This is a genomic window from Roseinatronobacter ekhonensis (genome assembly GCF_900499075.1).
In the GTDB taxonomy this organism is placed as follows: Bacteria; Pseudomonadota; Alphaproteobacteria; order Rhodobacterales; family Rhodobacteraceae; genus Roseinatronobacter; species Roseinatronobacter ekhonensis.
In genome coordinates, this window is sequence record NZ_UIHC01000132.1 from 1 (window position 1) to 2,442 (window position 2,442).

General features: G+C 53.5%; 1 protein-coding gene. It reads right to left on the reverse strand.

All coding sequences use genetic code 11. The annotated features are described in order from the left end of the window. Nucleotides 1–421: 421 nt before the first annotated feature. Nucleotides 422–1,888 (reverse strand): peptidoglycan-binding protein, encoded by a 1,467-nt coding sequence (locus ROE7235_RS19320; protein ID WP_147434287.1) that lies wholly within the window; start codon nt 1,886–1,888, stop codon nt 422–424. Between the last annotated feature and the right edge of the window lie 554 nt (nt 1,889–2,442).

The following is a 2,442-nucleotide window of genomic DNA, read 5'->3' on the forward strand; positions in this document are numbered from 1 at the left end:
CGACAAGCCCAAACCCTTCAAATGGACCAAAACCGCCGAGGACATCCTCACCCGGGAACGCCGCGCTCTGAACGCGCTCGATGAAATTCGCGGAAACAGGTAGGAAGTGTCAGACTCAGAACACTAGTTGGGACGCTGTGCTGGTTGACTATGGAGATCGATGGCAACTTAGGGTCCTGACCGGAGGCTTTTCAGAGGAAGATAGTCGTTATGACATTCAGGGTTGGCAATTGGCCGATCCTACAAGAAAGATCAGCAATTTTCCGAAGAGATAGGCGGCTGGAACTGCCATCGTCGAAGTCCTCCGTAATACGGAATAAACTGTTTTCAACAGATCGTTGCGCCAAGGCCCTGACCTAATAGGATCAGTTATCAGGTCCGGGTAGAGGCGCTCGATGAAGATGTTGTCGAGACAGCGGCTCTACCGCCACTCGGTGCGGCAATTGACAAGTAGGCCCAACGGCCCGCGTTGACAAACCTTGACGCGCCTCTTTTTGGGTGTCCTCGCCTGCTTCTTTTTCCATTCGCCATAGGGCTCTTGGCTGTCGGAAAAGAGAGCAATTTTTTGAGCTTGGTTCAGATAGCCTGAGACTGGAAAGCCATTGGATTGCTGCCAGGCCTGAATCGCAGCGCGCGAGTTTGGCCCCAATGCACCGTCAACGCCCTTGGTGTCGAAACCAATGAGTGACAACCGTCTTTGGACTTCCCTTCGTGTGTCACGGTCCAGCGCCATTGAGACCTCGTCGGCCTCGGTGGCGAACGCGGGAATGCTCGCCCCGGGAGCACCTTGGGCCGGTGGCGCAATAGCTACAGATGGCCGGAGCACTGTCGCCTCATACACGGCAGGCCGCGCGGGTGGCAGAGTTCCCGCCAAGTACTCAATGATCTGTTTGGCGCTCCAATCCCTCCTGAGGGGCAATTCCGCAAGTGGAAGATCCGGGGCGAACAAGTAAACCTTTTCAAAATCCTTTATGAGTGGTGCCGTCCCACTTGGAAAGTCCATTGAGACAACAAACTCTCCGCTCGAGTCCTTGCCGTATACCACATTACATCCATAGGTTCCTTCCCCCAAGAAGCCACCGGTGGGGCCCAAGACTGTTATTTTTCCGTCCTTTCGCTCGACTCCCCTTATGAAGTCTCTGCCAGCAAATGATGGGTTCGGCTCCATCCACCCTGCACCGTTCGAACAGGCATTTATTGCAGCCTCTCGGCGGTCAAATGATGGGTTTCCAACAGGCGTAATTTCTATTTTCCACATGACGGCCTTGGTCACGGTATCGATATAGAACATGTCACTTGGCGGCGTCCCAAGCATCTCGATCAACAGATCTTCCGGTATCCTGTCGGGCCGGTCCCTGCGAAACTTCAAAATTTCACGTGTGCTTTGAATGGCGACTTCGTAGGCTTCAGCAACACTCTTCGAGTTGTAATCTCCTTCGGGCACCACGATACCCGGCGCATGAAACCCGAGACGTCCTCTTGGATGCAATCGCCGGTTAGTAAAGTACAAGTCCTCCGGCCCCCACAGTCCTCCCGCCATAAAGGCGATGCTGCAAGCGCTTTCACACAATTTCTCAGAACCGATCGCAGTCTTTAAACCAAATTCAACAATCACATCGGCAATTTTGATTCCTTCCAGAAAGCTTCCACCGGGACTGTTCAGGCATATAGTTTTTCCCCTTTGCGTAAGCCAGTTGGATATGCCTCTCCAGCCTTTCTCAATCGCGATTGTACGCAGTTTATCAGCGTCGCCCGACAAAATTTGGCCGTCTAGGGTAGCGTCGCAGTCCATGACCGCATCGCCGCCCAAGGTGATGTCCGCAGCATTCGAAGGAGTTTGTTGAAGAGCCAACCCGATGATAAATATAGTTAACGAATGGTAGTTCACTGGAGCCTCCAAGCAACCTGAGTCCGATCAGATCGTCGGAGACCATATTCTTTGGAATAGTGCTTTGTAGCAAGCCCGCGATCATTTCCCAGGCCATGTTGGCAAAACGGGGTCATGCCGCACCACGGACGGGCTCCTGGAACAGTGCAACCGCGTGCAAACGCTCCACAAATCGGGAGGATAGTTGGATCGCAGGGCCAAAAAATTACATAATCAATCCTAACGGTTGGAGGCCGCCTCTGTTGACCATGCTCCGCTCCAGTGCTTCGTGGAACGGGGCCTCGATCAGACGTTTGTTTTGTCGGGTTTGAAAGGCCAGTATGGGCCAAGTATGTCTTGGTGGGCAAACTAAGTTGGCAACTTTTCAAAGGCTGCTGTCTACGCTCTACAGCCGTTCGTGTCCGACGCAGCGAAGGTCCGCTACCCGCCGATTCTGTGGAAAAACAGACGTTTGCGAGCGCAGAAATAGTCGTTCCAAACCGGGCGCGCGCGCCTTTCCTGTCAGGCTTTGCGCATTTGCTGCGGCGCAGGAAAGATCTTGGCTAATTTGCGGA